Source organism: Xaviernesmea oryzae (assembly GCF_900109605.1).
Classification (GTDB): Bacteria; Pseudomonadota; Alphaproteobacteria; order Rhizobiales; family Rhizobiaceae; genus Xaviernesmea; species Xaviernesmea oryzae.
In genome coordinates this window covers 56,222-81,037 of record NZ_FOAM01000013.1, presented here as the reverse complement: position 1 = coordinate 81,037, position 24,816 = coordinate 56,222, and the positions used below count along the sequence as shown (strand labels likewise).

Below are 24,816 nucleotides of genomic sequence, written 5' to 3'. Positions count from 1 at the left end.
CTTCATTTCGCCTTGCCTCCCTTTGCAAGCATCGTCACACCAGCTTTCGGCAATAATCCGCGTCCGGCAAGACCGAGCATTCCGCCGATAGCGCCAGAGGCGATACTCGATTCCCCCGCTGTTCCCGGCAGGCCGAGCCAGCCGAGAACACGATCCGGCAAGGCCCACGACTGCCCGAACAGTTTCAGGCTGACGTACCATGTCAGGTAAAGCTGGATGATGGACATGAACAGGAAACCGATGAGGCCGACGACTGCGCCGCCGGTCTGCGCCAGGAAAGCCGTCGCCCACATCGCGTCCATCGTCCGGAGAACGATGTCGAAAACCGGGTATGAGCCGCAGTAAGCAAGGATTGCGAGAGAAGGACGCAGGAAGACGTTCACGGTCAGCATCAAGCCCATTCGGACGCCTTCGCTCGCGAAGTCATCGCCACCCTCCATTTTCATCCACTTCAGACACCACAACGGCAGCGCGATCATCGCTTCCAAGAGGGCGGCAACGAGCGCGATGCCGGCGGCCAATACGAAAAGAAACGGAAGGATCGGGATCACATAGGCACGCAAGCCGCCGATGAACATCAGCCCGCCGATAGCCCAGTTGCCCCACCCGAGCAGAAAATCGGCTGCCCCTCCAGCGCCGACCGCAGACGAAAACCAGTTCGAGGACGCCACCATCAACGTGGCACCAGCGGCGATTGCCGTCCAGGCGATCGATAGCATCGCGTGTCCCGACGAAATCAGGTTTGACATCGCGTCCCCCGATCCGGCAGATGAGGACGCGCCCCATTCGGCCAGTCCCCGCGAGATCGGCGCGAGGAGCTTCACCAAGAAGGTCGATCCCTCGTCGCCCGCCGCCGCGAAATCATTGGCCGAAAGGTTGGCTCTGTCGGCTTCGCCAGACACCTGTAGACGCAGCACCTCAAAGGCCCGATCGAGCGCCAGCCCGAAGTCTCCGTCAGTCCTCGGCGCGACATCCTCGGGCATCTCGTTTGTCATCGCCGTCGTCAGTTCACTGATCTGGCCGAGCGCACGGAAATACGAGCCGGCCGAAAGGAATCCTTCCTGTTTGGCGTTCTCAATTAGCCTGGAGCGCGACGTCGCTTCCACCGTCGCCGCCTCTATCCTGGCAGCTTCGGAAATCTTCGCGTCGAACGCTGCTCCGCGGGTTCGGATATCCTGCACGATCGTCGAGGACAGAACCTTGCCCGAAATCGCCCTTGTGACGGCGTCGGCGGACGACACCCCCGACGTCTCCGCCGCCAGCTCCGCATACCGCTTCGCCTCGACCCTGTAAGCGGAAATGATTTCCGCGACCGCCTCACGGCGTGCGGAAGAAAACGCCGGTCTGTCATCAGGTATCGTGTACGAGAAATGCCCGCATGTCGGGCCGTAGCTCCATGTCAGCTTCTGGGCATAACCGGGAATGCCGAGACCGGAAATAGAGCCGGCCGGTTCTGGCGACGGTGCGTGCCACCCCCATAGCTTGCCCGCCTTGTTGTAGACGGCGGCGCAGATTTCATGGCGGAGGATTGACATCGCGACCGTTGACCCTGCGGACGACACTGGCAGGATCGTCGTCTCCCCCGACGCCACCGTCTGGACGAAGACACCCCATGACGCGTCGGCGAGATTTATCCCGCCGCGGGCGACGACGTCGCGCAGCAGGTAGTGGGCGGGTGAGAACCCCGTCGACGGCAGCGGCAGGAGGAGACCCGCGCCGACGATCACGCGGAGCGGTGTCCATATCTGGTGCCAGCGGTCGCCCAGCGCCTTGCCCGTGTACGCAGACTGCACGATCCCGGAGACGGTGCTGTATGCGATCAGTACCGCGCAGAAGGCGAAGAGAGTCGACGTAAACACCTGGAGCGTCCGCCCCCAAGCCGACGTCGCGTCGGAAGGAAGGACGGCGGTCACGAGACGCCACGCCAGATTTGTCGAAACAGGTTCGGCGAACAGGTCGATCATGGTTTCCCTCCGGGCGGCTTCGGCCCCGCCGTGCCGTTTCCTGTGTCCGGACCGTCAGGCACGACGTCGGTTTTCGTATTCGTGATTTCGGAGACATCCTCGAGATCGAGCGCCTTCTTTTCCGCCTCGGTCGCAACGACCGGCACGGGTGGAAATTCAAGACGTCGAGGCGAATGAGGCTTGTTCGACGTCGCCGATCCTGCCTTTCCCGCGCTGCCCTTGTCGCCGTCGCCGCCCGTGCCCGTGGCGGCGTCCGAAGCCAGCAGCGCGACGTCGGGTGCAAGGTCTTGAATTTCGGACTTGCGATCAAGGATAGCCTGCCCCAGCGCTGCCATTTCCGGGAGCGTGTGCCAGATGGCCGCCAGCCACGGGCGGGCGCATGGCTGCATGTCATACTCCCGGAGGACCCGCAGACGGAACCGAACGCGCTCTTCCAGCGTCCGCCAGCCTTGCGGCTCACCGCATGAGGCTAGTTTTTCAAGATACGCCAGGAGCGCGGGCGACTCCCGCTCGAGAAAAGCCTGCCGATGGTGCGTTGGCCTGCCGCGAATCAGCAGACACCAGCGTACGATGTCCACTGCCGCCCCGTGGGCGGGGTCGAGCCGCAGCATCTGCATGTCCCAAAGTATCCTGCGCGCGTTCTGCCAGAAAATCTCCTCACCTGTCGTCATGGCGTCATCCCTCCCGGTGCCGGCGTCGGCTCGTCGAGCGCGGCGGCCAGCGCGCGCGACAGTTGGCGGATTTCCTGTTGGGCCGAAGCCAGCCGCTGCCCCTGCTGCCGGAAAGCATGACGCTGATCGGCAGCCTGTTTCTCAGCATCACGCTGTGAGTTTCTTGCCTTCGTCGTTTCGGCCCTGGCCTTGGCCACCGCAGCCGTTGCCGCCGCCATCTCGGACGCAAATTCTTTTCGGACGCTCTCACGCAGTGAGGCCTCACGAACGCCATCGAGAACAGCCCGCACCGTACCGCCCATGCCTTTGAATCGGTCTGCCGAGGCCTTAGCCGCTGCGGCCTCAGCCTTGATCGCGGCGACCTTTCGTTTTGTTTGATCGATGTATGCGCGACCCTTGGCTTCAACGATGGCAGCGCGCTCCACGGCCTGCTTCAGCGCCGCCGCCTGAGCCTTCTCGGCATGCCATTGCGCTCGCGTCAGACGGCGTTTCCCGGCACCCAGACGCGTGAGGCCAGCGGGGATCGCCACTTTCTGGTGATAATCATCGAGCCATGCCCTCATGCCCGCGACATAGGCCCGGTCGGCCCTTTTCCCCATCGCCTTCTTGTCCTCGCCGGGAAGCGGACCGGCGGCGAGAACAGCATTCTTGGCCGGATATCCGGGATGCAAAAGGCCTGCCCGCATCTCCATGTCGTCGGGCAGCAGGTATGCATGGAGGTGCGGATGGCTTTCATCGGTGTGCCGGATGACTGAAACCAGCCTGTCCCCGTATTGCTCCAGAAGCCAGGCAATCGACCGCTGTTCCCAGTCGGCGACATCTCGACGGACATTCGCGCTTGAGCGATAGTCGTCCATACTCACGGGGTGAGAGAAGATCAGGCCGGCGAGCGTGTTCTGGTCCTTGCGGATCGCCTTGAGCGACGTCTTGCCTGTCTTGTCCGTCCTCGACGTCTTGGCCGCGGCAGCCCGTTCGTCGTGCAGCGCCCTTACCTCGTCTGCACCGAGGCCGTAGAAAAGTTCAGGGGGCTTCGGCGAAGGCACATGCACCGATGCCGAGGGCACCCGTGAAACCTCATCGAAAATGTAATCGGTGGTCCGTCCCGCTTTGCCGGAACGGCTGTAGAGCTCGATACGCACGAACTGGTAGGCCAAGGAAAACACTCAGGCGAATAGCCCGAGTCTGCCTGCCGGCGGTCAGGAAAACAAAGTGAAAATAAACTGTATAGACCGAATACAGCTTATCACGGCGTTCTAAGCATCGGCTCTCCGCAGGTTTTTTGTTCACTCAAGACAGACTTTAGCCTGCAATACTTATCACTCGCCGTGTGGATACGACATCAATCCCGATTTCGTCTACCTTGGCCGCAAACACATGCTCAAATAGCTTATGGGCTTCCAGGGAGCCACACGATAGGAGCCCTGCCGCTTCGGCACCCCCTCGGGCTCAGAATCCCCGATTGGGTGCGAGGTGGCGGTAATGGCAGCCATTGGGCCAGGTCCATCGTGGCTCGGCATATTCATGGCATCCGCACAACGAAACTCTCAAGCCCGAAACATTTCGGTCTCACGGACGAGCCTCTGTGGCGATCGACGCTCTTCACCTCACACAACTTAGGAACGTCAGCAATATTCGATAAGCAGGCTCGTAGGCGGCAAACGCTTGCGGGGAGGGCTGCAGTTCGCCGTGCAACAGGGTATTTCGAAGGCCATAAATCACTTCGATCAGACCTTCAAACAATTGTTGGTCGCTGCATTGGAATGTTACGTCACTCGCCACGATCTCGGCACCACCTTCGGCAAAGAGATCGGTCAATGGGCGCGGGTTGCAGCGATTGAAAACTCCTAGCAATGTTGCTCTTTGCGCGGCGGATAGCCATGCAAACTGTGCATGACCTTGGAGCGCGTCAACATCAAATCCCGCCGTCTGAATCGTCGCTCGCACATTCGCGGGATTGGCGATGGACTTGACCGTACATTGCCAACCGCCGTTCGCCCTTTCCACCAAGTAACGTAGCCCATAGCTGTCCGAGCTCTGCGGGAGTGGTGCGCCCTGACCTATACAGACGGATCGAAACGAAATGCGTTCCACAACGTCTTCCTCCCGCGTTACCTCTATATGAAAACCATCCAAACAAACATGGAGGTCGCGGATCAGCAGTTTGAATTTTTGCGCGGGTTCGCCGTCTGGCGCGATGTTGCCGTGACCATCGCGCTGCAGTGGGCGCAGAAGTGGCATGATCCCGCTACGAACTTGATTGGGTTGGGTCTTTACGAATCGAAGCCCGTCACGATCTTTGCGTGACCCAGAAGCGTGTCGATACCAAGCATTAAATGCAGCCCAGGCTTTGACGAAGGGGCCGATGTAGTCGATTTCGGCGCGGTTCATCCAGTCAGCAGCGTGTGGAGGCAGGGCCATCAGGTTGCCCTCTCTACTTGGTCAAGGTAGGCCATGGCGGCGGGTTCCCCGTCTTCAATCGCAATCTCGACGGCGCGCTTCGCCGCCTCCAATAGTTCATTGGCGCGGCGTTCTTCATCGAATGCGGACAGGATTGCGGCTCTTACCGACTGCTGCACCGTATCCGGTGCGTCCCAAATCATGATCCGAGCAATGTCGGTCGGGTAAAGTTCGATCTGTCCTGACGACCCTTTGATGTGCCGCTCGATCTGCCACTGCCCAAGCGGGCTGTTCAGGAATACCGACAAATACACGGGGTCAATCGCATCCGTCCGTAGCACTGTTACATGATTGTCTGGCAGTGCCCGTTTTTGATGCAGATACGGTGCGGTTCGGCCAATGGTTCCAACCCCTGTACCATTCAGGAGAACGTCGCCAGTCTCAATGATAACTGGTGAGCCGCTTTCCGTGGCGGTTCTGTTATCTTCAAGGATCACATGATGGGTGCGAACATGCTTTGAGTTGATAACAGGCAAGCCAGTTTCATCATACTGGGGCTGCCTACCCCGTGCATTGACGGAGAGGATTGTGCCTAGTTCGACTGAACCGCCAGTGGCTTGAAGCCTGTCTGCCACCTCGGCAAATAAGGGCCTGAAATACTGCGCATCGAACCTGCCTGAAGCGAAGACCTCACACGCACGGGCGGTGTAGGCGAGCGGTTCGGGCGGAGTCCAGTTGGCAAGGCCGAGGGCGGCGAGCAAGACCTGTTCGGCGGCCTGCACTGTCGAGGCTGCTTCGACCTCCATCTGCACCGATCTGTCGATAACTGCATCAACGCGACCTTCGAGAGCGCCGAAGCGGGGAATGAGCATGTCTGCCAAATACGGCGGGGCAATGTGCGGCTGGCCAGCGCCGTAGCCACCCCTAAGAACAAGCGGCTTGCCCTTCGCACACTCAAGGAAGCTGCTTAGGTATCCAGATGGAATTGATGGTTCCCGCAATACGAGAATATCAGCACAGGCGAACGCCTCGAAGTCCTGCTTCCATGGCGAGGCTTGGCCAAAGTTCGCGCCTGTCCGCGTAACAAGAACGTCATTCCTATTCAGCTTGTTTCGAGCAACCACCGAGCGCAATTGCGAGGGCATGAAACGCGGGTCCGACATTTCAGCGCGGTTGGACCGAACGTTTTTCGCCATAACGGTGAGGAGACCCTCATCTTCATACTCGCGCACCACTTCAATAGGATGCTGAATTTTTTTGCATAAATCGCGCAAGGGGTCGTGTCGAGCACGCCGAATTTCTTTCAATGCCATCATCGCTGGCCGAGAAAAGAATTCTGCGTCGAAGCGCAATCCGGGGTTCAGGTCTCCCACGGCGGATAGCCGCAGTATCGACGCTTCAAGCCCCTTCAACAGACCGCTCAGGCGGCCTTGGTCGAAGGGGCGACCGGAAAAAAACTGAAGCCCTCCTTGCGAGCGAATTCCTCAAAGGCTTCCGCAACCCCATCGCGGCCCGGAATGATCTCGGCACCCGGTCCCATGGCATCATGACGGAACAGGTCATGTTCAACTATGAAGTGACCATGGTCATCCCTTAGGACATTGCCGTCAGCGTCACGCCGGTAGACCTTACGGCCCGAGTTATCGACGCTTTCCACCTGCTGCGTGGCAAAGAAGATGTCGTAATCTTCGACCTTCGGGCACAGCGGCCCCTTCGCTGGATCGTCGTTCCATTTCTGCACCAGCAAGACACTGGTCTTGGTGCCAGTGTGCGGCTTGAAGGTGTTCGGGTGCAGCCCCACCACGGCGAGGATGCGGCAGCGTTCCATGATGAACTCGCGCATCCGCTTGTCGGACGAGTTGTTGAACCGCCCTTGCGGCAGGACAACGGCCATCCGCCCTCCGGGCCGAAGGAAATCAAGATTGCGTTCGACAAACAGCAGGTCACGGGCGACGGCGGTTTCGCGCTTGCCGTTGGCCTTTTCGGCCAGATCATAGGGCGCGAGCATGTCGGACTGCTTGATGTCCCCAGCGAAGGGCGGGTTCGCCATCAGAACATCAAAGCCGAAGCTGCGATAACTGGGGCTGTCCGCCGCCTCGCCCTTTTCCTTCATGCGGAGCTTGCGCAAGCGCCGCCAGCCGTCGCCGTAAGTGTCGAGCCATTCGTTCTGCTTGGCGGTCTCGTCCCATTTCGTCCAGTCGAGCGTGTTCAGGTGCAGGACGTTGGTTTCGCCGTCCCCTGCGATCAGGTTCAGGCAGCGTGAGACGCGGACGCTCTTCTCGTCAAAGTCGATAGCGAAAACGTTGTCGCGCACATAGTCGATGCAGCGGGGCGGCTTTGCCTCCATGGTGAAAAGGTGGCTTTCCTCGCGCCCCATGGCCCGCATGATCTGCCGCCAGACATGGAACATGCTGTGCACGGTGAACCCCGCAGAGCCGCAGGCGGTGTCGATCACCGTCTCGCTCTCTTTCGGGTTCATCATCTTGACGCACATGTCGATCACCCAGCGAGGGGTGAAGTACTGGCCCTTTTCACCCTTGGACGATTTGGAGACCAAGTATTCAAAAGCGTCGTCAATCACGTCGAGGTTGGAATTGAACAGCTTCCATTCTTCCAGCGAGCCGACGCAAACTTGCAGGTGGTCGGGCGACAGGCGGATGCGTTCATCGTCAAGGAAGACGCCGGGCCACTTCCTTTTGGCTTCGTCGAACAAGCTCTGGATCGCCACCTTTAGCTGCGCCGCCGTGTTCTGGTTGCGGAACCGCAGGGCATTGCCCAGCCGGTGCGAGTTCATCTCGTCATAAAGCTTGGTGAAGATCAGCTTGAAGACTTCTTCGAAGACATCGACCCCGGCATTGGCCAGAACTTCGTCTTCCATGTCCTCGATCAGATCGCGCAGAGAGCGGGCGAACTTGCCTTCCTTCACCCGTTCTTCTTCAAGGTCGATCAGGGTCTGGATGGTCCAGGGCTGATCCACGACCTGTTCGATGGTCTGATCTGCGCGGGGCAGTTCGTGGATCGGCATAAAGTAGTTGGGGTTCTTGCGATGCCAGACCTCGGCCAGAATGCCGTCGCTCCACACGGCAAGCGGTGCGCCGGTCGCGTGGGAGTAGGACCGAAGCTGTTCTTTGCCGTCCTTATACTTGGCCTGCTTCACCTCGACGATGATATACGGGACGGTCGGGCGGTCAGCGTCGAAAACCACGATGTCGGCCCGTTTGGAACGGTCGCGCCCGAAGGTGATCGGGTATTCGATGGCGATGCGCGAACGTACATAACCGAGTTTGTCGATCAGGCGGGCCAGCCAAAGCTGGCGAGTCCGCTCCTCGGGTTTAAGCTGCACTTCCTTGTCGCGGACAAGACAAGTCACATAGAGCACCTGCTTGCCACGGCTCTCGCGAATAACCACTCTTTCATCAAGTGCCCGGACTTCTGCCTCAGAGAATAGAACGAATTCGCTGAACTCAGACGTAATCATGTTCATTCTAGGTGTCTCGCCCATTCTAGCGCCGCTTTCCCCGCCTCCGGGCGTTCGGCTTGTCGGTGCCTGTTTCTATCCTCCGGGTCGCACACATAACAAGGGAATCTATAGCCATTTTCCGAATTTGCTGAGTATGCCGCGAGATGCGATAGCCGCGCTCCCTGAGCATTCATATTGGGCAGCAAAAAGGATGTGGATGCCTTGGAAAACAAAATGTAACTGGCGAATTTTGCGCGGTGGGAAGTTTGACTGTGTCCAGCTTTGAAAAATAGCTCCAGTCGAGACAGGAGACTTTTTCGCGCAGGTTCACGTTCTGGCGGAAGCGGAAAGCACAACGTTCGACGACTAGCGGCCATACGACCTTATTGAACCACATGAGGAGGTCGCATTCCCTCCATGAGTTGGCGTCTTCAATTCAAAACGCCCGGAGGGCTCTAATCGCGACAACGGCTAAAAATAGTCGAGACTGTTCCAGATATGTTCCAAAAGGCCTGAAGTCCGCATTTAACAACACAATGACAAAATTGCCGTTCGCGCAAACCCATGAAAATATTAATAAAAAATGGTACGGTTGGGGGGTCTCGAACCTCCGACCTCAGGTGCCACAAACCTGCGCTCTAACCAACTGAGCTACAACCGCACAAGCGAACGCGTCGCTGCGGGGTGATTAAGCGCAGAGACGGGAATTTGCAAGTGTTTTTCCGGCAAGCCGGGCACAAAATCCGGATATCCCCAGCTCCTCTTCGGGCAATGCGCAGCTGCCGCATTCTCGCAAGAGAGTGCTCCTGAACGCAAACAAGCCGTCCTCCCTAATGGGAAGACGGCTCTTATTGCGTACGGAAAACACTGATGCGGGCGGCTGGCGTGGCGAAATCGCGGATCGCTTGTCCACCTCGCGTCACCGCGTCAAAGGCTATCGCGAAGATGATCCCCGCACCTTTTGGCGTATCGTCTTAGAGCGAGAAGGCGGACATGGCCTTGCGGGCCGCCTCGGTGGAGGGCTTGGCGACGCGTTCGGCGACCGACTTCGTGGTTTCCTGCAGCGCCTTTGCCTGTTCCAGCGAGGTTTCCACCTGCCGGCGCAGAAAGGCGCTCTGCAGTTCCACCAGCTCGGAAACCGAGCGAATGCCGAGCAGGGCTTCGAAATGGGAGAGCGTGGCGTCGGCATTGGCGCGCACGGCTTCGATCGTCTTCAGGCCGAGCTCGATGCTGCCGCTGCGCGCCTGTTCAAGCGTCGTTTCCAGCGTCTTGGTCTGCTCTTCTGCCAGCGCCTTGAACTTCTGCGCCGCATCGCGCGATTGGCTCATGCTCTTTTCCGCTGCATCGCGGAAGCCGGCACCGAGCTTGTTCGGGTCGAATGCGGAAAAGCCGAAAACATCGGCGGGCGTCGTTTGGGCAGCTGTCTTGGTTACCATGGTCATTTCCTCCTTCGAAACTTCGGCCGACGCAGAACGTCACCGCATGAAAGGGGATATAGCACCATTTATGTTGCGGTGCAACATTATTTTGCAACGCAGTAATATACGCTGCCATGTTAACCTTGGCGGGCGAAACACAAGGCCGATCAGGGCGATGGCTGGACCCAAAGGGGCGGGACCGGTATTAATAGCTTGTTAAGAATTGGGAGGGTCAAACCTCCCTGCTCCACCTCGCCCTTCGTTTTCCGTGTCTGAAGTTCAAGCCGATGCCCGCGACATCCTATCCGTTCATCGACATTGCCGTTCACGAGCGTGTGCGCGTGCATTTTGCCCGCGGCGAAGCGGCTGTGCTGTTTTCGCCCGACATGCGTCAGGTTCTCTGGTCGAATGGCGAGGGTGCGGCGCTGTTTTCCGGCGGATCGATCTACGATTTCCTGGAAGCCGGACCTCCGGCCGGCGATGTTGCCTTCCGGCAGATGGCGGCCGCGGCGCGCGCGCTGGCGCAGCCGGGTGACCGGCGCGGCTTCACCATGCGCGTGGGGGCCGGCTTCCGCCGTGTCACGGTCCAGGCGAGCGTCGAGCTGATCCTGTTGAAAGACAGCGAGCGCGCCGTGCTGTTCACCGCACCGCGCGCCGGCGCATCGCTGTCCAACGCGCGGGCAGCGGAGCGGATGATCGCCGGGCTGGAAGATCCCGATACGCATATGGCGGTGCTGGACGGCGACGGTGGCGTCCTAGCCGCCTCCGCAGGCTTTACGGCACTGGGCATGACGGCGGACACGCGTCGGCTTTTGGTGCGCGCCGCCGCGCGCGATGCCGGATGGCTGATCAAGCGCCCGGTGCCGACCGGCAAGGGCCATCTGCCGGCCGCCATCGGCCGCATCAGCGACGATCCGCCCTTGAGCCTGTTGCTGGCGGTCGAAACGATCCTCGGCCATCTCGATGCCATGCCGGATTTCGATGGCCCTGCTCAGCCACAGCGCCCGGTCGAGACGACCAATGTCGAGGCTGCCCCGTCGCATGCCGCAACCGCTCCTCTCGTGGCAGCAGCGAATACGGCAGAGCAGGCGGTGGAGGCTGACGACGGCGCCGGGGCCGCGACAGATCCGCAGCACGGTCGAAACAGCGAAACCGACGATCTGGTCCAGGAGCCGCTGCAGAGCACGCTCGACACATCATCGCGCGCCGAAGCCTTGGACGCGCCAAAGGCGTCGGCCGGTCCTGACATGCCCGTGGACGATGTGCTGTTGGAGGGGAGCAGCGAGACCGCCGAAAACCAGGCATCCGTGCCGGACGCGCCGGCTGAGGGTGAAGCGCGTGCGTCCGAGACCTCCGATCCTGCCGGTCTCTTGAACAGGTCGGCAGACGAAACCCCGGACTTGGATGCGCCCGGCGATGAACAGGCCGTCTTGCCTGCACGAGAGACCGCTGAGGACGATCAGCAAAGCGAGAGCATGCAGAACGCAGACGCTGCCGCCTTGATCGACCTGGCTGCAGACGCGCCGGCACGTCCGCCGCAGGATGAGTTGTCAGTCGACCCCATGCCAACGTCTTCGGACGATCGGTCCTCGAGCGAGGATGAACCGCGTCTGCCTACGACCCTGGCCGAAGCGCTGATGGCCTATGAAAGCCAGAGGGCGGAAGAGGTCGAAGATCGAGACGGGCCATCCGATGCGCAAGGCGAAAACGCCGTGGTGCATCAGGATAGCGTTGCGAAAGACGATGGCGCACAGGCGGAGACGGCTCTTGCGCAGGACGACCCGGCAGGGCCGATTTCAGAGGTCGTCGAGCCTGCCGCATCGGAGGTGCTGACAGGGGAGATGGACGACCGCTCGCCCACGGCTGCCTCCGGAGGCTTTCGTTTCGATCCCGCTTTGCGCACGGTGCGTTTCGTCTGGAAGATCGACGCGGATGGCCGTTTTACCGAGATCTCCGAGGAATTCGCCCAGGCCGTCGGCCCGAAGGCTGCGGATGTGCTTGGCCTGCTGTTCGTCGATCTGGCCGCGTTGCTGGACCTCGACCCGCAGGAAACCATCGCCAGCCTTCTGGCGCGCCATGACACCTGGTCGGGCAAGACGATCTATTGGCCGGTTGAAAGCCATAGATTGCGGGCACCTGTCGATCTGGCCGCCCTGCCGACCTATTCGCGCGAACGCGCCTTCGACGGCTTTCGCGGTTTCGGCATCGTCCGCCTGGCCGATGCGATCGAGGACACGAGCGGCATCGGACCCATGATCGGCGCCCTGGACGGCACGCTGGCATCGCTGACCGAAGCGAAGACGCAGACGCTCGCGCAGGACGCCGCCGACGCCGAGACCATTGATGAAGTGGACGGACTGGATTGGCTCGATGTCACCGAGGATGCCGCGCCGGCACCCTTGAGCAATACGGACGGAGAGGCAAACAGCGGCACCTCGGACCGCGAGGACTTCCCCGCTTCAGACGATGAAGCTGAGGCGGATGCCGAAGACCTTCTTGTATTTAGGACGGATGACCAGGCTATTGCATTTGAGGACGAAGCCCCGGTTGCAGGGCACGCGGACAGCGCGGATGCGGCGCAGGGTAGCGTCCAAAATGGCGACGAAGCGGATCTCGACCAAGATGACGGTCACGCGAATCCGGCCGACCGCCCGCATGGCGACACAGTGCACAGCGCCTTGCCGGAAACCGACGAGAAAGCAGGCGAGCCCGCCGGCGCTGAACCGCGCGCCGATCTCGGCGACGAGCGGACTGCGGCGCAAGACGACCAGCCGGCTGCTGACGAAACCGACGACCCCTTCCGTGGCGAGCGACCAGCTTTGCGGATCGTAACGCCTGCGCCGCCGGAAGATGACCGGGTCGTGCATCTTCAGGATCATCGGCGTGCCGTCGATGGGCTCAGCCGCAGCGAACAGGCCGCGTTCCGCGAGATCGCCCGCCAGCTTGGCGAGGCCTTCGGTGCCCCGCAGGCGGATTTGGCCGAGGAACCCGGCGCGCAAATGACGCCGCAAACGCAGAACGAGCAGGCAGGACCGACACAGGCGACGACTGCGCATTTCGGGCCGACGGCGGGCGAAGGCCCGGTGCTGACGGCAGAGATCGTCGATCCGCAGACGGTCGCGATCCTCATTCACAATGGCGAGGATCTGCTGCACGCCAATCCTGCCCTGCTGATGCTGACCGGCTATGGATCGCTGGCCGAACTGATCGGCGAAGGCGGGCTTGAGGCCCTTTTCGTCGGCGAGGATGATGGCCTGGATGACGTGCCGGCCGGTGCGGTGATGATGATCCGCAATGATGGCCGCCTCGTGCCCGTGTCGGCCCGGCTGCAGAGCGTGCGCTGGGAAGATCGGGGCACCGTGCTGATGCTGGCGCTGTCCGCGCTCGATTCCGACCCGCCAAAGGGCAATGGCCAGACGTCGCTCCACGCGGTTTCCCAAAGCCAGCCGGCCCCGGTCCTCAAGCCGGCCTCAGCGGATGACGCTGCGCAAAGCACGCCGTCATCGATGGACGAGACGCCTGCCCACGCCGACAGCGACGCAGAGATTAGCCGACTGCGCATCGAGGTGGACGAACTCAGCGCGATTCTCGAAACGGCGACGGACGGCGTCGTCGTGCTCGGACCGGAAGGCGAGATCCGCTCGCTCAACCGCTCGGCCAATGCGCTGTTCAATTATGACGACGAGGACATTCGCGGAAAGCCCTTCGCCATGCTCTTCGCCCATGAAAGCCAGAAAAGCGTGATCGACTATCTGGCCGGGCTTGCCGGCCATGGGGTGGCGAGCGTGCTCAATGATGGGCGCGAGGTGATCGGGCGCGAGGCTTCCGGCGGCTTCATTCCGCTGTTCATGACCATGGGCCGGCTCTCCTTTTCCAAGGGCTATTGCGCCGTCATCCGCGACATTACCCAGTGGAAGCGCACGGAAGACGAGCTGCGTAACGCCAAGCGGGCCGCCGAAACCGCCAATGCGCATAAGAGCGAATTCCTCGCTCGTGTGAGCCACGAGATCCGCACGCCGCTCAACGCCATCATCGGCTTTTCCGACATGATGGCGAGCGAGCATTTCGGCCCGATCGGCAATCCGCGCTATGTCGAATATGCCGGCGATATCGGGCGGTCCGGCCGCTATGTCCTGGATATCGTCAACGACCTGCTCGACATTTCCAAAATCGAAGCCGGCGAGATGGAGCTCGACTTCGCGGCCGTTCTGCTCAATGAGGCCGTGGCGGAGGCCGTGGCGCTCGTTCAGCCCCAGGCCAATGCGCAGCGCGTGATCATCCGCACCTCGCTGTCTTCCGCCGTGCCCGGCGTCGTGGCCGATCAGCGCTCGATCAAGCAGATCGTGCTCAACATCCTGTCCAACGCCATCCGCTTCACCCCTGCGGGCGGCCAGATCGTCGTCTCGTCATCCTATGAACAGAATGGCACGGTGACCCTGCGCATCCGTGACACAGGCGTCGGCATGACGCGCGGCGAGCTGGAACAGGCGATGAAGCCTTTCCGCCAGGTGACGACGGGCACCCGCGCGCGCGGCGACGGCACGGGCCTCGGCCTGCCGCTGACCAAAGCGATGGTGGAGGCCAACCGCGCCAATTTCGCCATTTCGTCCGCGCCCAATGAGGGCACGCTGGTCGAAATCGCCTTTCCGCCGCAGCGGGTTCTGGCGGAGTAGGCAGCCACACCTGCTCGGGGGCTTAAGGCGCAGCGCGATCCTCAATTGCGTCGCGTTGCTTGCGAGCGCACCCCAGCCTAGCGTCAATGATCCCCCTCACCCTTCCCTCTCCCCGCTGGGGAGAGGAGGCTTGTGCCCCGAGCATCCGTCTGACGATGGAGCGCGCTCCGCTCTCCTACATGGCTTGAAGGATGAGTCCCGTACCTCCCTTTTCGCGAGCTGGCGAACGCACGAGGCAGGTCGTCGGCGCACTGGGCTAATCCTTCAGCGCCGGCAGATCGGCAAAGAGGTCCAGCGCCTCCGGATTGGCGAGCGCCTCCTTGTTCTTCACAGGCCGGCCATGCACCACCTCGCGCACGGCAAGTTCGACGATCTTGCCGGACTTGGTGCGGGGAATATCGGCGACGGCGACGATCTTGGCGGGCACATGGCGCGGCGAGGCACCGGAGCGGATGCGGCTGCGAATGGCCTTTTCCAACGCTTCGGTGAGGGTCACCCCCGGCGCAAGCCGAACGAACAGCACCACACGCACGTCATCGTCAAAATCCTGACCAATGCACAGCGCCTCGGCCACTTCCTCCATCTGCTCGACCTGATTGTAGATCTCGGCCGTGCCGATGCGCACCCCGCCGGGATTGAGCGTGGCATCCGAGCGGCCATGGATGATCAGCCCGCCATGTAGGGTCCATTCAGCAAAATCGCCATGGCACCAGATGTTGTCGAAGCGTTCGAAATAGGCCGCGCGATATTTGGTGCCTTCAGGATCGTTCCAGAACATGATCGGCATGGAGGGAAAGGCCTTGGTGCAGACCAGCTCGCCCTTTTCGCCCCGCACGGGATGGCCGTTCTCATCGAAGACATCGACGGCCAGACCAAGCCCCGGCCCCTGGATTTCGCCGCGCCAGACCGGCTTCAGGGGATTGCCGAGCACGAAGCAGGAGACGATGTCCGTACCGCCGGAGATCGAGGCGAGCTGCACATCCGGCTTGATGCCCTGATAGACGAAGGAGAAGCCTTCCGGCGATAGCGGCGAGCCGGTCGAGGTCACGAGCCGGAGTTGGCTCAGATCATGGCTCTGGGCCGGCACGATCTCGGCCTTGCGCACCGCGTCGATATATTTGGCCGAGGTGCCGAAGACGGCAAAGCCAGCGCTTTCGGCATAGTCGAACAGCACGCGGCCATCGGGATAGAAGGGCGAGCCATCATAGAGGCAAAGCACGGCGCCGCAGGCAAGGCCGGAGACCAGCCAGTTCCACATCATCCAGCCGCAGGTGGTGAAGTAGAAGAGCTTCTCGCCCTCCTCGATGCTGCAGTGAAAGCGATGCTCCTTCAGATGCTGCAACAGCGTGCCGCCGGCCGAATGGACGATGCATTTAGGAACGCCCGTGGTGCCGGAGGAGAAGAGAATATAGAGCGGATGGCTGAAAGGCAGCCGCACGAAGCTGAGCGGCGCCGGCGCGAAGGGAGCGGTGAAGGCATCCAGCGTACGCCCGTCGGCCAGGCGCGCGGCGAGCGCCGGTGCATCGCCCGCATAGGGCACGACGAGCACCGGGCAGCCGAGCTTGCCGGCGATCGCCGCCACCTTGTCGGCGACATCCTGGCGCTTGCCATTGTACCAATAGCCATCGCAGGCGACGAAGAGCTTCGGCTCGATCTGGCCGAAACGGTCGAGCACACCCTGCTCGCCGAAATCGGGCGAGCAGGACGACCAGACGGCCCCCAGCGAGGCGGTCGCCAGCATCAGCGCCAGCGTCTCCGGCAGGTTCGGCATCATCGCCGCTACCCGGTCGCCTTCCCCGATGCCGAGCGCGGCAAGCGCCTGCTGCAGGCGCGAGACCTCTTCGCGCAATCGGTCATGCGACCAGCGGGCTTCGGCCTTGTCCTCGCCGCGAAAGAGGATCGCATCGCCCGCGCCGGAGCCGCGCAACAGATTTTCCGCAAAGTTCAGCCGTGCCTGCGGGAAGAAGCGCGTTTGCGTCATATGGCCTTCATCGACCAGCAGGGTCTCTCCCTTTTCGCCGATCACGCCGCAAAAATCCCAGACCGCCTCCCAGAACAGCCCACGCTCGGCCACCGACCAGGCCTGAAAGGCATCGACGCCAGCGAAATGCACGCCGTGCCGCGCGGCGCAATGCGCCATCAGGCGGGTCAAGGGCGCCTTGGCAATGCTCTCAGGCGAGGGCACCCAAAGCGGCGCTTCCGTTGCGGCATGGGTCACGCTGTCGGGCTGCATGTCGTCATCCTCCCCAGGGCCACATCGCCGGCACTCATGCCTGGCTGCCGCGGCCGATCCTTCTTCGCGTCCGTGAGCCAGGCTGCGCATCGCCCTGCTCTGAAACAGAGCCCGCGTATGAAAGCGGATGGGACGCTGCGCTGCAAGGTGGAAAGCAGGCTATAACCCAGGCGGCAGCCATTCTTGCGCGGCCGATCCGCCAAGATCGCCTGCCGTGGCAGGATGCTCAGCCCCCAGCGGCGGCCGGCGGCGGATCAACCGTGCGGACCATGCTTTCGGCAAAGGCGGCGCGCTCGTCCTTTTGACGCTGCAACTCACGCCGGCGTGTGGCCAGCGCCGCGATCAGCGTTCCGCAGGCGACGACGCCGATCAGAATGGTGCAGATGGCGTTGATCTCAGGCGTTACGCCGAGGCGCACCTGGCTGTAGATGCGCATCGGCAGCGTGGTCGCGCCGGGCCCGGAGGTGAAGGAGGCAATCACGAGATCGTCGAGCGACAGCGTGAAGGCCAGCACCCATCCGGAGAGCACGGCCGGCAGGATGATTGGCAGCGTGACTTGAAAGAAGGTGGCAACGGGCGTGGCGCCGAGATCCATCGCCGCCTCCTCGATCGACCGGTCGAAGCTCTGCAGCCGCGACTGCACGACCACTGCGACGAAGCACATGGTGAAGGTGGTGTGCGCCAGCGTCACCGTCCAGAAACCGCGATCGATGCCGATGGCGACGAAGAGCAGCAGCATGGACAGGCCGGTGATCACCTCCGGCATGACCAGCGGCGCATAGATCATCCCGGAAAACAGCACCCGCCCGCGAAAATCCGGATAGCGCGACAGCGATAGCGCGGCGAGCGTGCCGAGAACGGTCGAGGCGCTGGCCGAAAGCAGGCCGACGCGCAGCGTCACCCAGGCCGCATCGAGCAAGGCCTGATTGGTCAAAAGCGTGCCGTACCATTTGGTCGAGAAGCCGGTCCAGACGGTGACGAGCCGCGACTCGTTGAAGGAATAGATCACCAGGAGAACGATCGGCAGATAGAGAAAGGCGAAGCCGAAGACGATCGAGGCGATGTTGAAGCGAGACCAGCGCACCATCAGCGGCCCTCCCTCTCGGCGCGCTCGGCCCGCGCCTGCGCATTCTGGAACAGCATGATCGGGATGACGAGCAGCAGCAGCAGGACCACGGCGACCGCCGAGGAGACCGGCCAGTCGCGATTGCCGTTGAACTCGTTCCAGAGCGTGCGGCCGATCATCAGCGTTTCCGATCCGCCGAGCAGATCGGGAATGACGAATTCGCCGACGGCGGGAATGAAGACCAGCAGGCAGCCGGCGATCACGCCCGGCAGCGACAAGGGAAAGGTGACGCGCCAGAACGCCTGGATCGGCGTGCAGCCGAGATCGAGCGCGGCTTCCGTCAGGCTATGATCCATCTTCTCCAGCGCCGAATAGAGCGGCAGCACCATGAAGGGCAGATAGCAATAGACGATGCCGATATAGATCGCCCAATTGGTGTTGAGGATGATCAAGGGTTCGGAGATCAGCCCGAGCGACAGCAGGAACTGGTTGAACAACCCTTCCGGCTTCAGGATGCCGATCCAGGCATAGACGCGGATGAGGAAGCTGGTCCAGAAGGGCAGGATGACCAGCATGACCAGCGTCGGGCGGATCGTCGTTGGGGCCTTGGCCATGCCATAGGCCATGGGATAGGCGACCAAAAGGGTGAGCGCGGTCGAAACCAGAGCGATCAAGAGGCTGGAAATATAGGCGTTGAAGTAGAGCGGGTCGCCGGCAAGCCAGGTGTAGTTGTCGAGAGACAGCTGCGACAGCGAGGCGCGAATGCTCTCCCAGCCCCCGGTCCAGTCGAAGACGGGCGTGTATGGCGGCATGGCCACCGCCGTCGTCGACATGGAGATGCGCAGGACGATCAGGAAGGGAATGAGGAAGAAGAACAGAAGCCAGCCATAGGGAATGAGGATGACCAGGCGGCGGGTGACGGCGGAGATCGCGTTCTGCATGGCGCTCAGCCCTTCAGCACGACGCCGGCCTGCGGCTCGAAGGACACCCAGATCTGTTCGTCATAGCCGAAGGGATCCTCGACGCCACGCGTGGCATTGAGCGAGGACGCCTTGACGATCTTGCCGCTCGGCAGCTTCACATGGAAGACAGTCATGTCGCCGAAATAGGCGATGTCCCAGATCTCGCCGCGCACCGCATAGAGGTTGGCGCCCTCGGGCGGGGCCGCACGGCTGACCTTGAGCTTTTCCGGCCGGACGGCCAGCGCCACCTCGCGTCCCTCGGCCAACGGCTCCGGCAGGGGAACGGAGACGCCGTCCTCGGTCTTCAGCACGGAGTGGCCATTCTCCAGCGCCACCCGGCCTTCCATCATGTTCACATCGCCGATGAACTCGGCGACGAAGCGCGAATTCGGCGCCTCGTAAATTTCCGCCGGCGTCGCCACCTGAATGACCCGGCCCTGGCTCATCACCGCGATGCGGTCGGACATGGTCATGGCCTCTTCCTGGTCGTGGGTGACGACGACGAAGGTCAGGCCAAGCTCATATTGCAGGTCCATCAGCTCGAACTGCGTTTCCTCGCGCAGCTTCTTGTCGAGCGCGCCGAGTGGCTCGTCGAGCAAAAGCACCTTGGGCCGCTTCGCGAGCGAACGGGCTAAGGCGACGCGCTGGCGCTGGCCGCCGGAGAGCTGGTGCGGCTTGCGCCCGGCAAAGGACTCGAGCTTGACGAGCTTCAGCATCTGGGCGACGCGCTCGGCAATCTCGGTCTTGGGCATGCCGTCCTGCTTCAGACCGAAAGCGATGTTCTTCTCCACCGTCATATGCGGAAACAGCGCATAGGACTGGAACATCATGTTCACCGGCCGGCGGTAGGGCGGAATGCCGGCAAGTGACTGTCCGTCCAGCGTAATCTCGCCGGAGGTCGGCTGTTCGAAGCCGGCGAGCATGCGCAGGAGTGTGGACTTGCCGCAGCCCGAGCCGCCGAGCAGGGCGAAGAATTCACGCGTGAAAATATCGAGCGAGAGATTGTCGACGGCGGTGAAATCGCCGAAGCGCTTGGTGACGTTGCGGAAGGAGATGAAGGGCTTGGCATTCGGATCCGCCCAGGGGGCGAAGGAGCGGCGGAAAATGCCGAGTGACTTCATGCTTTTATGTTCCCTCTCAAGCATGTCGCGCAAGGAGAGCAGCGACATCGCGATGACGGCATGCGTTAAATCAGCGATCGACAGCTCGGCGAACAGTGTCGAGCGTCTCTGGTCCAAAAGCCGCTGGGCCGCACAGGAGCCCTCACGGGGTTGAATCCCACTTGCGAAAGCGCCGCCCTCGAGAGGCGGCGCTTAGGAGAGATCTTATTGGCCGGTAATAACCTTGGTCCAGATCCGGGTCGCCAGACGCTGGGTCTTGGCGTCCCAGCCGCTGACCGTATAGAGTTTGCCAAAGGTCTCGGCATCCGGATAGATCGCCGGGTCTTCCAGAACCTCCTTGCTCATGACCGCCTGCGAGGCCTTGTTGGCATTGGCGTAGAACACATATTCCGACGCCTTTGCCGCCACGTCAGGCCGCATCATGTAGTTGATGAAGGTTTGAGCGTCCTCGGCATGGGGCGCATCCTTGGGCATGACCATGGAGTCGATCCAGACCTGCGTGCCCTGGCTCGGGATCGAATAATCCACCTCGACGCCGGCCTTGGCTTCCTGGGCGCGCTTGCGCGCCTGCAGCATGTCGCCGGAATAGCCCATCGCAATGCAAATATCGCCATTAGCGAGCGCGCTGATATATTCGGAGGAGTGGAACTTGCGGATATTCGGGCGGACGGCGGTCAGAAGCGCCTCGGCCTTGGCGAAATCATCCGGGTTCTTGCTGTCGGGAGACAGGCCGAGATAATGCAGGGCCGCGCCGATCACGTCGCGCGGGCTGTCGAAGACATAGATGCCGCAATCCTTGAACTTGGCGGCGACGGCGGGATCGAAGATCACCTCCAGGCCCGGGCGCTTGCCCTCGCCGAGGATCTCGTTGACCTTCTTGACATTATAGCCGATGCCGTCCGTGCCCCACATATAGGGGACGCTGTATTTGTTGCCGGGATCGTATTTCTCGGCGCGCTTCATGATCTCGTCCCACATATTGGGGAGATTGCTGAGCTTCGACTTGTCGAGCGGCTGATAGACGCCGGCGGCGATCTGGCGGGCGAGGAAATCGCCCGTGGGCACGACGATGTCGTAGCCTGAGCCGCCCGTCAGCATCTTGTTTTCCAGGATCTCGTTGGAATCATAGACGTCGTAGACGGTCTTGATGCCGGTTTCCTTGGTGAAGGCTTCCAGAATGGCCGGATCGATATAATCGGACCAGTTGTAGATATTGACGACGCGCTCCTGCGCGTGGGCAAGCCCGGCCGAAACGGCGGCCATGACGGTGGCGAGAAGGGCGGCTTTGACGGACATGGTCGTTCCCCTGGGCATGACGTGGACGAGCGCGCGATAGAAGCGAACCTAGGCAGCTTTCCGGGCAAGCTCAAGAGCTTTGCGCAATGCGAAGAGCGCCTTTTCGCACTGCATTGGCAATCCCGTTTCTTTTCAGGGAGAACATCAGAATATTCATTCGAAATCAAAGGCACTGAGGCCGGTGACACGCTCGTCGAGCCCCAGGGGACGGATCAGCGGCGCTTGCGCGCGCGCCAGGCATCCCTGACGTTCGCAAAGGCGGCAGGCGGGTCCGCCTTCGATAAGCGCCAACGCCGCCGCACCATAGACCGTCTCGCCGGCCGAGGCCTCTTCGCAGCCGATCAGCAGCGCGGTGCGGCGCAAAAGCTCCCCAAAGCCAGCCTGCGGCCCCTCGATGCTGCGCGACAGCGTCAGATAGATGGGCCCGCCGATCATCTCGACACGTTCGGCCAGAAGCGTCCCCGGCTGCGCGAAGGCCCTGTGGAGCCCGAGCTTGGGACAGTGACCGCCAAAGCGATGGCGGGGAAACCCTTCGGCGCCCCGCGCATGCAGCCGATTGCCTGCCTGATCCACTTCCATCAGGAAGAAGCCGGGCGCCTGGAGGCCCTGCCGCTTCAGTGTCGTCATTCTCTCCGCACATTGGCGGAAAGAGACGGAGAAGCGGCTGCGCACCAGATCGAGATCATAGTAGGCACGCTGGCACGCGGCATAAAAGGCCGACAGCGGCATGATCAGCGCCCGTGCTGCATAGCGCAGCAGGACCCGACGGGCGATGCGTCTGGCTTCCGGCCCTTCTAGCGGCAGCCGCGCAAGCGCGGCGGCCAGCGCCTCGTCAAATGCGAGCCCGGCGACCTCCACGGCGATCTCCTCCAGCAGGTCTTCGGGCCCCAGGCGCTCGGACAGGAAGAGCCGCATCGAATGACGGTCATAGCGGCGGCGGTGGCCGGGCATGACATGAATAGGCAGGCTGCGCACGGCAATGCCATGCATGCGCCGCAGCCAGTCCTTCAACCCGACCACCAGCTCCTCTCCCGGCTGGAGCGCCGCATGAAAGGCCTCCGCTGCCGCATCGATCTCGGGAAAGACATTGGGGCGGCTTTCGAAGAGATCGCGCACGGCATCAGCCGGAAGCCGCGTCTCGAAGGACGCGGCAAGAGCCGCGCCGTCGCCAGACAGGAGGCCCGAAAGATCGCGCAGCCGCTCGGCCTGCTCGCGATAGGCGCGGTAGAGCCTGACGATGCCGGCCGTGGCATTCGGCGCCGCCTCGGCGATCTCCACCAGCTCCTGATCTCCCGGCAGCTCGCCAGCCAGTAGGGGATCGGCGAAGACCGCCTTCAGCTCCGCCACGCTGCCGCCCGCCTCGGCCCGCAACCCCTCAAGATCGACCTTATAGACCGACGCCAGCTTCAGCAGGAGCTGCACCGTCAGCGGGCGCTGGTTGCGCTCGATCAGGTTGAGATAGGACGGCGAAATGCCAAGGCCTTCGGCCATTCCCGTCTGGGTGAGACCAAGACCATTGCGAATGCGGCGGACACGTGGCCCCGCAAACAGCTTGACGTCGCTCATAGACCCTCTCCTGTCGGAAGCTTTACAACAGACGGCACCATCTCGTCTTTACAAGATTTACAACTTCACAATGACGTCCTGTCAAGCGCGTGACAGGCTAACTCTTTTCAAGACATAGATCTTCCGTTTCCCCTCGCTTGCAATCCTGGGCCGCTGTAATTCTTTCGACAGAGCATTTGACCAATTGCACTGGCAGACAGCGCCAGGGATGCTTGAGGAGGAGCAGGATCATGACTGATTTTTACACTTTGGTCTCGGGCGCAGCCGCCGGCCGTTTCGACGGGGTCGAGCGCCCCTACAGTCCCGACGATGTGCGCCGCCTGCGCGGCTCGGTCGAGATCAGCCATACGCTCGCCGAAATGGGCGCGAAGCGCTTGTGGCAGCTTGTCGAGACAGAGGACTTCGTCAACGCGCTGGGTGCGCTGTCTGGCAATCAGGCCATGCAGATGGTCCGTGCCGGGCTGAAGGCGATCTATCTCTCGGGCTGGCAGGTCGCCGCCGATGCCAATACGGCCTCCGCCATGTATCCCGACCAGTCGCTCTACCCGGCCAATGCCGCGCCGGAACTGGCGCGGCGGATCAACCGCACGCTCCAGCGCGCCGACCAGATCGAGACGCAGGAGGGCAAGGGGCTTTCGGTCGATACCTGGTTTGCGCCAATCGTCGCCGATGCCGAAGCGGGCTTTGGCGGGCCGCTGAACGCCTTCGAGATCATGAAGGCCTTTATCGAAGCCGGCGCGGCCGGCGTGCATTTCGAAGACCAACTGGCCTCCGAGAAGAAATGCGGGCATCTCGGCGGTAAGGTTCTCATTCCAACGGCCGCGCATATCCGCAACCTCACCGCCGCACGGCTCGCCGCCGATGTCATGGGTGTGCCCACGCTGGTCATAGCCCGCACGGATGCGGAAGCCGCGAAGCTGCTCACCTCCGACATCGACGAGCGTGACCAGCCCTTCGTCGATTACGAGGCGGGACGCACGGTCGAAGGCTTCTACCGCATCCGCAACGGGATGGAGCCCTGCATCGCCCGCGCGGTCGCCTATGCGCCCTATTGCGACATGATCTGGTGCGAGACGTCAAAGCCCGATCTGGAGCAGGCACGCAAGTTCGCGGAAGGGGTGCACAAGGTCTATCCGGGCAAGAAGCTTGCCTATAATTGCTCGCCCTCCTTCAATTGGAAGAAGCATCTGGACGATGCGACGATAGCAAAGTTCCAGCGTGAGCTGGGCGCCATGGGCTACAAGTTCCAGTTCATCACGCTGGCCGGCTTTCACCAATTGAACTTCGGCATGTTCGAACTGGCGAGGGGCTACAAGGACCGGCAGATGGCCGCCTATTCTGAGCTCCAAGAGGCAGAATTCGCGGCGGAAGTCCGCGGCTATACCGCCACCAAACACCAGCGCGAGGTCGGCACCGGCTATTTCGACGCCGTGTCCATGGCGATCACCGGCGGCCAGTCCTCCACCACCGCCATGCATGAATCGACCGAGCACGACCAGTTCCGCCCGGCGGCGGAGTAGAGCTCCGAGCCCTGCCCCGGCTTTCGCCAAGGAAAATCAAAGGGGTGCGCCATGGTCCGGCCTGTTCGTCGGGCCTTGGCGCGTGAGCCGCGAAGAGCGCAACGGCATCTGACATCCGCAGGAAACCGCACAATTCAAAGCAAGAGAAGAGGAGACACGCCATGACTGTCCATACCCGCGTCAAGGAACGGGCCGAGGAACAGGCCACCACCATGAACGGAGACCAGCAGGCGGCTATCCGCGCGCTGGCCAACGACCTTCACCGCCTGAACCATTCCGTCATGCGCGCGGTCGAAGCCGGCGTCTCGGTCGAGCTTGTCCGCTCCGCCCGCCACCACGGCGGCGATGGGCAATGGGGTGACCTGATGATCCCCGTTGTCGTCACACGGGCGGGCTGAGAGACGCTTTCTGCCGACGTGCAGCAAGCCACGCTTCATCGATATCCTGCGCCCGGTCGGACGCATGGCCG

At 62.0% G+C, this 24,816-nt stretch carries 16 protein-coding genes and 1 tRNA gene; 3 read left to right on the top strand and 14 right to left on the bottom strand.

From position 1 onward, the window contains the following. Positions 1 to 2: 2 nt before the first annotated feature. The 8 genes from BMX61_RS16495 to BMX61_RS16460 form a co-directional block, all read right to left on the bottom strand. A complete protein-coding gene (locus tag BMX61_RS16495; protein ID WP_075629331.1) occupies positions 3 to 1,964 on the bottom strand; it encodes a DotA/TraY family protein in 1,962 nt (653 codons plus the stop codon). Beyond that, positions 1,961 to 2,635 carry a hypothetical protein gene (locus BMX61_RS16490; RefSeq protein ID WP_075629332.1) on the bottom strand — a complete coding sequence of 225 codons (675 nt, stop codon included), beginning with the start codon at positions 2,633 to 2,635 and terminating at the stop codon, positions 1,961 to 1,963. The genes BMX61_RS16495 and BMX61_RS16490 overlap by 4 nt, the downstream gene beginning before the upstream one ends. After that, on the bottom strand, positions 2,632 to 3,789 hold the full coding sequence (locus tag BMX61_RS16485) for a plasmid recombination protein (protein ID WP_139198948.1): 1,158 nt from the start codon (positions 3,787 to 3,789) through the stop codon (positions 2,632 to 2,634). The genes BMX61_RS16490 and BMX61_RS16485 overlap by 4 nt, the downstream gene beginning before the upstream one ends. A 445-nt stretch (positions 3,790 to 4,234) precedes the next feature. Further along, complete coding sequence (locus BMX61_RS16480; protein ID WP_075629334.1) at positions 4,235 to 5,053, bottom strand: hypothetical protein; 819 nt, start codon at positions 5,051 to 5,053, stop codon at positions 4,235 to 4,237. Further along, on the bottom strand, positions 5,053 to 6,444 hold the full coding sequence (locus BMX61_RS16475; protein ID WP_083639603.1) for a restriction endonuclease subunit S domain-containing protein: 1,392 nt from the start codon (positions 6,442 to 6,444) through the stop codon (positions 5,053 to 5,055). Before BMX61_RS16475 ends, BMX61_RS16480 begins: the two co-directional genes overlap by 1 nt. Positions 6,445 to 6,452: 8 nt before the next feature. Next, positions 6,453 to 8,516: a type I restriction-modification system subunit M gene (locus BMX61_RS16470; RefSeq protein WP_083639604.1), complete on the bottom strand. Its 2,064-nt coding sequence runs from the start codon at positions 8,514 to 8,516 to the stop codon at positions 6,453 to 6,455. Between the two features lie 560 nt (positions 8,517 to 9,076). Further along, a tRNA-His gene (locus BMX61_RS16465) sits at positions 9,077 to 9,153 on the bottom strand. A gap of 313 nt (positions 9,154 to 9,466) precedes the next feature. Next, entirely contained in the window at positions 9,467 to 9,928 is a 462-nt protein-coding gene (locus tag BMX61_RS16460) for a phasin (protein WP_075629572.1), read from the bottom strand. Positions 9,929 to 10,197: 269 nt separating this feature from the next. On the opposite strand from BMX61_RS16460, the gene BMX61_RS25100 reads away from it, so the two are divergent. Then, positions 10,198 to 14,583, top strand: a complete 4,386-nt coding sequence (locus BMX61_RS25100; RefSeq protein ID WP_234794713.1) for an ATP-binding protein — start codon at positions 10,198 to 10,200, stop codon at positions 14,581 to 14,583. A 256-nt stretch (positions 14,584 to 14,839) separates the two neighbouring features. Here BMX61_RS25100 and BMX61_RS16450 read toward each other — a convergent pair whose 3' ends face one another. From BMX61_RS16450 to BMX61_RS16425, 6 genes are all read right to left on the bottom strand, one after another. Further along, positions 14,840 to 16,816, bottom strand: coding sequence for an acetoacetate--CoA ligase (locus BMX61_RS16450; protein WP_075629335.1), 1,977 nt, complete (start codon positions 16,814 to 16,816; stop codon positions 14,840 to 14,842). Positions 16,817 to 17,042: 226 nt separating this feature from the next. Next, entirely contained in the window at positions 17,043 to 17,903 is an 861-nt protein-coding gene (locus BMX61_RS16445; protein WP_075629336.1) for an ABC transporter permease, read from the bottom strand. After that, positions 17,903 to 18,823: an ABC transporter permease subunit gene (locus BMX61_RS16440; protein ID WP_075629337.1), complete on the bottom strand. Its 921-nt coding sequence runs from the start codon at positions 18,821 to 18,823 to the stop codon at positions 17,903 to 17,905. The genes BMX61_RS16445 and BMX61_RS16440 overlap by 1 nt, the downstream gene beginning before the upstream one ends. A gap of 5 nt (positions 18,824 to 18,828) precedes the next feature. Then, complete coding sequence (locus tag BMX61_RS16435) at positions 18,829 to 19,965, bottom strand: ABC transporter ATP-binding protein (RefSeq protein WP_075629573.1); 1,137 nt, start codon at positions 19,963 to 19,965, stop codon at positions 18,829 to 18,831. Between the two features lie 204 nt (positions 19,966 to 20,169). After that, positions 20,170 to 21,261: a polyamine ABC transporter substrate-binding protein gene (locus BMX61_RS16430; protein ID WP_075629338.1), complete on the bottom strand. Its 1,092-nt coding sequence runs from the start codon at positions 21,259 to 21,261 to the stop codon at positions 20,170 to 20,172. 153 nt (positions 21,262 to 21,414) lie between these two features. Next, positions 21,415 to 22,827 carry a helix-turn-helix domain-containing protein gene (locus BMX61_RS16425; RefSeq protein ID WP_075629339.1) on the bottom strand — a complete coding sequence of 471 codons (1,413 nt, stop codon included), beginning with the start codon at positions 22,825 to 22,827 and terminating at the stop codon, positions 21,415 to 21,417. A 230-nt stretch (positions 22,828 to 23,057) separates the two neighbouring features. Here BMX61_RS16425 and aceA point away from each other — a divergent pair, with 230 nt between their 5' ends. Further along, the gene (gene aceA, locus BMX61_RS16420) at positions 23,058 to 24,347 is read left to right on the top strand and encodes an isocitrate lyase (protein ID WP_075629340.1); all 1,290 of its coding nucleotides are present in this window, start codon (positions 23,058 to 23,060) and stop codon (positions 24,345 to 24,347) included. Positions 24,348 to 24,508: 161 nt separating this feature from the next. Continuing rightward, the gene (locus BMX61_RS16415) at positions 24,509 to 24,745 is read left to right on the top strand and encodes an SMc00767 family acetate metabolism repressor (protein WP_075629341.1); all 237 of its coding nucleotides are present in this window, start codon (positions 24,509 to 24,511) and stop codon (positions 24,743 to 24,745) included. Positions 24,746 to 24,816 lie beyond the last annotated feature (71 nt).

Coding starts and splice junctions, on each gene's coding strand:
- BMX61_RS16430 (WP_075629338.1), bottom strand. CDS start 21,261: ATGTCCGTCAAAGCCGCCCTTCTCGCCACCGTCATGGCCGCCGTTTCG.
- aceA (WP_075629340.1), top strand. CDS start 23,058: ATGACTGATTTTTACACTTTGGTCTCGGGCGCAGCCGCCGGCCGTTTC.
- BMX61_RS25100 (WP_234794713.1), top strand. CDS start 10,198: ATGCCCGCGACATCCTATCCGTTCATCGACATTGCCGTTCACGAGCGT.
- BMX61_RS16495 (WP_075629331.1), bottom strand. CDS start 1,964: ATGATCGACCTGTTCGCCGAACCTGTTTCGACAAATCTGGCGTGGCGT.
- BMX61_RS16450 (WP_075629335.1), bottom strand. CDS start 16,816: ATGCAGCCCGACAGCGTGACCCATGCCGCAACGGAAGCGCCGCTTTGG.
- BMX61_RS16480 (WP_075629334.1), bottom strand. CDS start 5,053: ATGGCCCTGCCTCCACACGCTGCTGACTGGATGAACCGCGCCGAAATC.
- BMX61_RS16470 (WP_083639604.1), bottom strand. CDS start 8,516: ATGAACATGATTACGTCTGAGTTCAGCGAATTCGTTCTATTCTCTGAG.
- BMX61_RS16415 (WP_075629341.1), top strand. CDS start 24,509: ATGACTGTCCATACCCGCGTCAAGGAACGGGCCGAGGAACAGGCCACC.
- BMX61_RS16460 (WP_075629572.1), bottom strand. CDS start 9,928: ATGGTAACCAAGACAGCTGCCCAAACGACGCCCGCCGATGTTTTCGGC.
- BMX61_RS16490 (WP_075629332.1), bottom strand. CDS start 2,635: ATGACGACAGGTGAGGAGATTTTCTGGCAGAACGCGCGCAGGATACTT.
- BMX61_RS16425 (WP_075629339.1), bottom strand. CDS start 22,827: ATGAGCGACGTCAAGCTGTTTGCGGGGCCACGTGTCCGCCGCATTCGC.
- BMX61_RS16445 (WP_075629336.1), bottom strand. CDS start 17,903: ATGGTGCGCTGGTCTCGCTTCAACATCGCCTCGATCGTCTTCGGCTTC.
- BMX61_RS16435 (WP_075629573.1), bottom strand. CDS start 19,965: ATGAAGTCACTCGGCATTTTCCGCCGCTCCTTCGCCCCCTGGGCGGAT.
- BMX61_RS16440 (WP_075629337.1), bottom strand. CDS start 18,823: ATGCAGAACGCGATCTCCGCCGTCACCCGCCGCCTGGTCATCCTCATT.